Origin of the sequence: Propionispora vibrioides (genome assembly GCF_900110485.1) — a bacterium.
In the GTDB taxonomy this organism is placed as follows: Bacteria; Bacillota; Negativicutes; order Propionisporales; family Propionisporaceae; genus Propionispora; species Propionispora vibrioides.
In genome coordinates this window covers 21,678-28,247 of record NZ_FODY01000038.1, presented here as the reverse complement: position 1 = coordinate 28,247, position 6,570 = coordinate 21,678, and the positions used below count along the sequence as shown (strand labels likewise).

Annotated in this window: 7 protein-coding genes; 5 read left to right on the top strand and 2 right to left on the bottom strand. The window is 43.0% G+C overall.

Annotated elements, in window-relative coordinates; all coding sequences use genetic code 11:
- Window positions 1–181 precede the first annotated feature (181 nt).
- Complete coding sequence (locus tag BMW43_RS19760; RefSeq protein WP_091751983.1) at window positions 182–616, top strand: GNAT family N-acetyltransferase; 435 nt, start codon at window positions 182–184, stop codon at window positions 614–616.
- A gap of 25 nt (window positions 617–641) precedes the next feature.
- Here BMW43_RS19760 and BMW43_RS19755 read toward each other — a convergent pair whose 3' ends face one another.
- Window positions 642–1,493, bottom strand: a complete 852-nt coding sequence (locus tag BMW43_RS19755) for a sialate O-acetylesterase (RefSeq protein ID WP_091751980.1) — start codon at window positions 1,491–1,493, stop codon at window positions 642–644.
- A gap of 305 nt (window positions 1,494–1,798) precedes the next feature.
- Between BMW43_RS19755 and BMW43_RS19750 the strand changes: the two genes are divergently transcribed.
- The 4 genes from BMW43_RS19750 (at window position 1,799) to BMW43_RS19735 (ending at window position 5,057) form a co-directional block, all read left to right on the top strand.
- The gene (locus BMW43_RS19750; protein WP_091751977.1) at window positions 1,799–2,467 is read left to right on the top strand and encodes a response regulator transcription factor; all 669 of its coding nucleotides are present in this window, start codon (window positions 1,799–1,801) and stop codon (window positions 2,465–2,467) included.
- A gap of 3 nt (window positions 2,468–2,470) precedes the next feature.
- Window positions 2,471–3,514 (top strand): sensor histidine kinase, encoded by a 1,044-nt coding sequence (locus BMW43_RS19745; RefSeq protein WP_091751975.1) that lies wholly within the window; start codon window positions 2,471–2,473, stop codon window positions 3,512–3,514.
- A 248-nt stretch (window positions 3,515–3,762) separates the two neighbouring features.
- Window positions 3,763–4,407, top strand: a complete 645-nt coding sequence (locus BMW43_RS19740; protein WP_091751972.1) for a flavodoxin family protein — start codon at window positions 3,763–3,765, stop codon at window positions 4,405–4,407.
- Between the two features lie 68 nt (window positions 4,408–4,475).
- Complete coding sequence (locus tag BMW43_RS19735; RefSeq protein WP_091751969.1) at window positions 4,476–5,057, top strand: flavodoxin family protein; 582 nt, start codon at window positions 4,476–4,478, stop codon at window positions 5,055–5,057.
- Between the two features lie 137 nt (window positions 5,058–5,194).
- On the opposite strand, the gene BMW43_RS19730 is transcribed toward BMW43_RS19735, so the two are convergent.
- On the bottom strand, window positions 5,195–6,550 hold the full coding sequence (locus tag BMW43_RS19730; protein WP_091751966.1) for an MFS transporter: 1,356 nt from the start codon (window positions 6,548–6,550) through the stop codon (window positions 5,195–5,197).
- Between the last annotated feature and the right edge of the window lie 20 nt (window positions 6,551–6,570).

The window sequence follows — 6,570 nt, the reverse complement described above, 5'->3', positions numbered from 1 at the left end:
AAGTAAATGCTGCTATGAAGAGCCGGATGCCTTAATAGGGCAAGTCCGGTTCCGTGAGGGGGGCTGGAATGTGAGTTCCGCCTCTACTCGACTGCGTACTTTACGGAATAATTTCGATAAATATCTAATGGCTCAGCAGAATCGTCCCTGGGAGTATTTTGAATAAGGAGTGGATTTTAGTATGATTGTTCAACCGTCTATAAATGATTATGAAACGTTGATTAATATTTGGGAAAACTCGGTTCGGGCAACGCATGACTTCCTCAAAGAAGAAGACTTTCAATTTTATAAGCCATTAATCTTGAACGAATATTTCTACCATGTGAATTTATTTTGTCACAAAGATAGTAACCTTGAAATTACTGGCTTTATGGGTATAGCAGATGATAACCTTGAAATGCTGTTTATTAATCCTGTATCGCGAGGCAAGGGTATAGGAAAAGAGTTGCTTATTTATGCGATAGAGCAACAAAAGGTGAAACGGGTAGATGTTAATGAGCAGAATGATCAGGCTGTTGGTTTTTATAAGCATATGGGGTTTTATGTCATAAACCGTTCTGAATTTGATGGGGCAGGGAAACCTTATCCTATCTTGCATATGGAATTGAAATGTTAACAGGTTAACTTAAATGGTAAATATACTATTCTTTATCATTTACTTTAGATAACTGTTCCTCATACTCCTCCAAAGACATATTCCCTTTACCAAATTCGTTACCTATTAATGCTGTTTTTTCTGCTTTAGACAAAGGTTTGTTATTCAATTCGTTAATTTTTGAAATTTCCTCTTTCATTGGTTCTAATATATTAATTCTTTTGTCATACGCTTCAAAATATCGAAGGCCAAAAATTCTTTGTGATTTTGCGTTGAAATGGATATTGTCTGGATTTGCTTTCAAATCAGAAGCAGTAATAAAATAACAATTATCCTGTGTATTCGCAAATTCAAGCAGAACTTTGTTTATCAAAGAATAATCACGAAAATAACGCCCATATTTACCAGTATTTAAATAATCACCTAACCCACCAACAATCACTGGAATATCAGGAACATTTAATCTTCTGCGGAGAGTTTCTACTATAACTAAAAATTTCTCATAGTAATGATTGACACCTTCTGGATTACAGTCGTTTTCTCCCTGGTGCCACAGAATTCCGTCTAATTTACTTGTTCGTTGTGCCAATTCAGATTGAAATACAGCATTTTCAAACAACACTCCACCAACAGTCCAATCATCTAAACTGCTAGAGCCTTCTGCACAAGGAATTAATCCAATTTCTTCAGTTTCATTTTTATTGCACCATGCGGAAGCAAACGATGCCCCTGGTCCTATTCCAGTAAAGGGTCTATCACAATGAATAGGCTCTATCATTATTTGCCAGAGTCCATTTCTCAACATTTTAATGCGTTCATTACATATTATTGGTACATCTTGGACATATCCACGCCCTGCCATATTAGATTGTCCTATCATCAAAAAAGAATGTATCATCTACTACTACCTCCCAAGATTCTAACTATCTATTAGTTCAATTAAGATGACTGCTTCGCATAATATTATAATTTATGCATAAATTGGCTGCCATATTTATGGGGTAGAATATAACCGGATAAATAATGAAATAGAGAACCTTTGGAGTTGGATATTAGTTTTTCCATGCCCCTTAAGCTGGGGCCCATTTTTTATGAGTTGAATAATTGTTTATATTCAGTTTAAATAGATGGTGTATGTTGATAAGATAGATCTAGATGGGATATTACCTGGGGAAACTGTTATAAGTAAAGTGAGGAAGCACGATGGGAAACATTTTGATCGTAGATGATGACCTGCATATTAGAGAATTGATAAAAGTGTTTTTGAGCAAGGAAGGCTTTGCGGTATATGAGGCTGCCGATGGTGTGGAAGCTCTGGCAAAGCTTGAAACAGTAAAAGTGGATATGGTTATTCTTGATATCATGATGCCCAACATGGACGGCTGGCAGTTGTGCCGCGAACTGCGGGAGAGTTATGATATTCCGTTGCTTATGATAACGGCTAAAGGAGAAACAAGTCAAAAAATTAAAGGGTTCGAACTCGGAACGGATGATTACCTGGTTAAGCCTTTTGATCCTTTGGAGTTGGTGGCTAGAGTCAAGGCATTATTGAAGCGCTATCAAATTGTAGCATCCCAGCTCGTTCAGATTGGAAAATTGTCGATGAACCGCAAAACCTATGAAGTAACTGTTGGCAGCGAGAATGTAACCCTTCCTCTCAAGGAATTCGAGTTGCTATACAAATTAGCCAGCTATCCGGGGCGGACAATTTCCCGGGAGCAGTTGATCGAGGATATTTGGGGTTATGATTTTGAAGGAAACGAACGGACGCTGGACGTCCATATTAACCGGTTGCGCGAACGTTTTCCGGAAGAACAGTGTGACTTTAAAATCAGGACTATCCGGGGACTTGGCTATCGTTTGGAGGTGTAAACCATGGATAAAGGAAAACTTCTGAAATTTGTTTTCCGGGCCGTCCTGTTGCTGGCAGTATATGTAGGCTGTATTGGCGGGGCCTTTTTCTTAACTTCCCATGTATTTACCGTTGCCATACAGAACCTGTCTCCTGTATTTATTCAGATCATCAACTCACTGCTCGGCCTATTGGGGGCGATCCTGCTTTTTTGCTTATTCCAGATGAAACATATAGCGCAAATCAAGCAAGCCATGGCCGCAATTACAGTGGCTCTTGAAAAAATTTCACGCGGCGATTTTACGAGCCGCGTACACGTAGGCTTTCATGCAACTGAAGAGGTTGAAGATCTGATTAACAACATAAATAAGATGGCATTGGAGCTAAACCAGCTGGAGAAAATGCGGCAAGATTTCATTTCTAACGTGTCCCATGAGATTCAATCGCCCTTGACCTCCATCAGGGGTTTTGCTCAGGCCCTGCGCAATAATCAATTAAGTTCTGAGGATCGTTTGCGTTTTTTAAGTATCATTGAAACTGAAAGCATACGGCTGTCGGAGCTGAGTGACAATATGCTTAAACTGGCTTCGCTCGAAGCGGAAAACAGCGAGATTACACCTGTCGCTTATCGTTTGGATAAACAGATAAAAAATATTATCCTGGCCTGCGAACCCCAATGGACGCAGAAAAAAATAGAAATGGAAGGATTCCTGGATCAGTTGGAGATAACAGCAGACGAAAGCCTGATGAGCCAGGTATGGATCAATCTCATCCATAATAGTATCAAATTTACTCCCGAGAGTGGGACTGTTTGGGTGGAGTTGCACCGGCAAGGTGAAAATGCAGTCTGCCGAATCTCCGATACAGGTATTGGCATGACTGAACAAGACCGGCTTCATATATTTGAGCGCTTCTACAAAGCGGATAAAGCCAGGAATCGATCTCAGCAGGGCAACGGATTGGGACTTTCCATTGTTAAAAAGATCATTGATATGCACCGTGGTCATATTCATGTTGAGAGCAGTTTAGGAGCAGGGACAACTTTTACTGTAACCTTACCACTTTGATAAGACGAGAATTAAAAAGTACAGTTTCGCCGAGGATGGCGAGACTGTGCTTTTTTGCTTTAGTTTAAATTCAGTTTAAACGGGGATGTTATGATTGCAGCAACCCAAGAAAGGCAGCATACTGCCCATTCATTCGCGAGGTTGTTGCTGCAGGTTCGGCTGTATGCATGGCTGACTGGCGAGCGGGTAAATGTAAGATTGACTGACAAAATTATTTTTAACTAAACGATAGAAAGAAGAGGATAATTATGAAACTCATCGCTTTATGTGGTAGTGCAAGAAAGCATGGCAATACCTCAGCCATGTTGCACCAAGTCATGGCTGGCGCAGAATCAGTGGATGCGGAAACTGAATTGATCAATCTCTTTGATTTAAACTATAAGGGCTGTACCGGTTGCTGTGCTTGTAAATTGAAGAATAGTAAAGCTTATGGACACTGTGTGGTAGATGATGAACTTAAACCGCTTCTCCGGCGTATTGAGGAGTCCGATGTTATTGTGCTCGGTTCGCCTGTTTATTATGGAAATCTATCAGGGCAAATGCGTTCATTTACAGACAGATTGCTGTTTCAATATCTTGATTACGGTGGTACGTCTACAGGCCCTAAACCCAAAAACTTTAAAACCGCTTTGATTGCAACCATGAATGTTAATGATGAAATTTATGTTGAGAGAGGGTTTAAGGATACCTTAACTAATTTTGCGGGAATTATGGGCCGCACATTGGGTAGTTGTGAACTGCTGACGTTAACAAATACTGTTCTATTTGACGATTATTCAAAGTACGTGTATCTGATGCCGGATAAAGAAGAAAAAGCTAATCGTGTCGAAAAAATAGCGGCCGAGGATTTGCAAAAAGCATTTGATCTGGGAGTCAGACTTATTAAATCGTAATGAATTGACATTTATAAAATCAATACATCAGCTACAGAACAAGCCGTCATAAGGAGGAAAGAAGAAAGATGAACATTATCGGAATTATCGCAAGTCCGCGGAAAACAGGCAATACCGCCTGGATAGTAAATAAAATACTCGAAGGTGCGAAAGAACAGGGTGCCGAAACGCAAGCCTGGTATTTTAGCGATCTTGATATTAAACCGTGCCGGGGTTGCTGGGGCTGCCACCAAGGCGATCAGGGCTGTGTTATCAAGGACGATATGCAGAAACTTAATGATGCGATTGATCAGGCCAATGCTATTGTTTTCGGCTCGCCGATTTACATGATGCAGATGAGTGCCCAGGCGAAGATCTTCATCGACAGGCTGTTTGCGCGATACTCGCCGCGATACTCGCCGTATTTCAAAGAAGAAAGTGCCGCGCAAAAAAGGCTGATTCTCACGTTTAATCAGGGTAATCCTGATTCCGGCCTGTTCCAGTCGTATATTGATTATACGAGACACATGTTTGAGCTGCTGGAATTTGCTGTGACAGAGGTACCTGTCGTTACCGGTATGCGAAATGGACCGGCGCAGGAAAGAAAAGATCTGCACACTGTCTTGAAGGATATCGGTTCGTCGCTGGTTGCGGAACGATCCCCGGAATAAAAAGATAAAATCAGCGGGATAAGCGCAAGTCCGTGAAAAGCAGGCAATATGCCGCTTTTCCTCCAAAGATACACCCAACTATACCGGCAGTCTGAAAAAAATGGGATAAAAGATTTAAGAAGTGCTTTTGTAAGTGTTCAGAGCTGGCGGTCAGTGATAGTAATGAACAGCGCCACGACACTGACCGTTATCATGGTGAGGGCAATAGCATGCATGCCACTATCTGAAACCACTGTATGGAATGCTATGCCGATTATGGCTGAAGAAGCGATAGAACCGATGTACCCGAAGGTGCGGAACAGCCCGGAAGCGGTACCAATCTGGCTAGCGGTAACCTGCGTATATAGCGCTGTTTGGTTACCGCTAACCATTGTTCCCATAGTGATACCGAAGATAAGGGTAATAATCAGTAGCCAAATCATTGACGAACTGGCGGTAAGAAATAATACTCCAATCGATGCAACAGTGGATGAGGCTGCAGACACGATTAACGGGCCACGTACCAGATTCCGTTTCGAAATGGGCCCTACCACAAACGCAGAAAGTACGCTCATAGGAAGGAGAAGTAACCCTACCTCTAGAGAGGAGACAACATGTGTTGATCCAATCCAGGCAGTGATACCGTACAACACCGTATACATACATAGCGTCATTAACATGAAACGTGTGTAGGTACGGGTAAGCGCTGGATTTGAGGCGAGCATACGTACATCAAGGAAGGGATGTTTTACTCTGAGTTCCCACCCAATCGTAAAAACGCCCAAAACTACGGATAAACCGAGGGCTGTCCATAATAGATTAGGCAATGAGAACAGAAATACCAGCAAGGCAGTTGTGGTCGCAGCGAATCCGGTGATGCCAGGAGCGTCGATGCGTGATGCTATTTCCCGGGCTGTCTTCATCCCCTGGATGGGCACGTCCCGTGGAATCCACAGCGCGGCCATGACCAATGCAATGAGTGCAAAGGGTATATTAACCAGGAATGTCGTACGCCAGCCCCAGGCATCCACGAGTACCCCGCCAATGGGGAGCCCCACCGCAGCCGTCGCCACTCCGGCGATCTGCAGAGCCCCTAATACATGACCGGGCGGTTCAGACAGTCCGGCCGAGTCAGCCTGCCGGCGAATAAGGAGCATGGCCGATGGATAAGCGGTTGAAGTTCCGATGCCAATAAAGACACGAGCCACGATTAACATGATTAAGTTGTGTCCCAGGCCTCCGATTATGCCTCCAATCAGCACCAGGAGAATTCCCGTCAGGAATACCCGGCGGGGTCCGAACTCTTCTGAAAGTTTTCCGGCAGTAGGCTGAGCAATCGAACTTGCCAGATAAAGTGACGTAACTAACAGGGTGGTTTGAGCTACAGAAACATGAAGGGCTGCAGCGATCGGTACTAATGCGGTGGCGATTATGGAGCTATTGATCGGATTTAGCGTAGATCCCATGTATAGCGGTGCAACGAATCTCCATGAGAAGGTGTCCCTGCTTGACATGATTGGTTGACTCCTTGTGC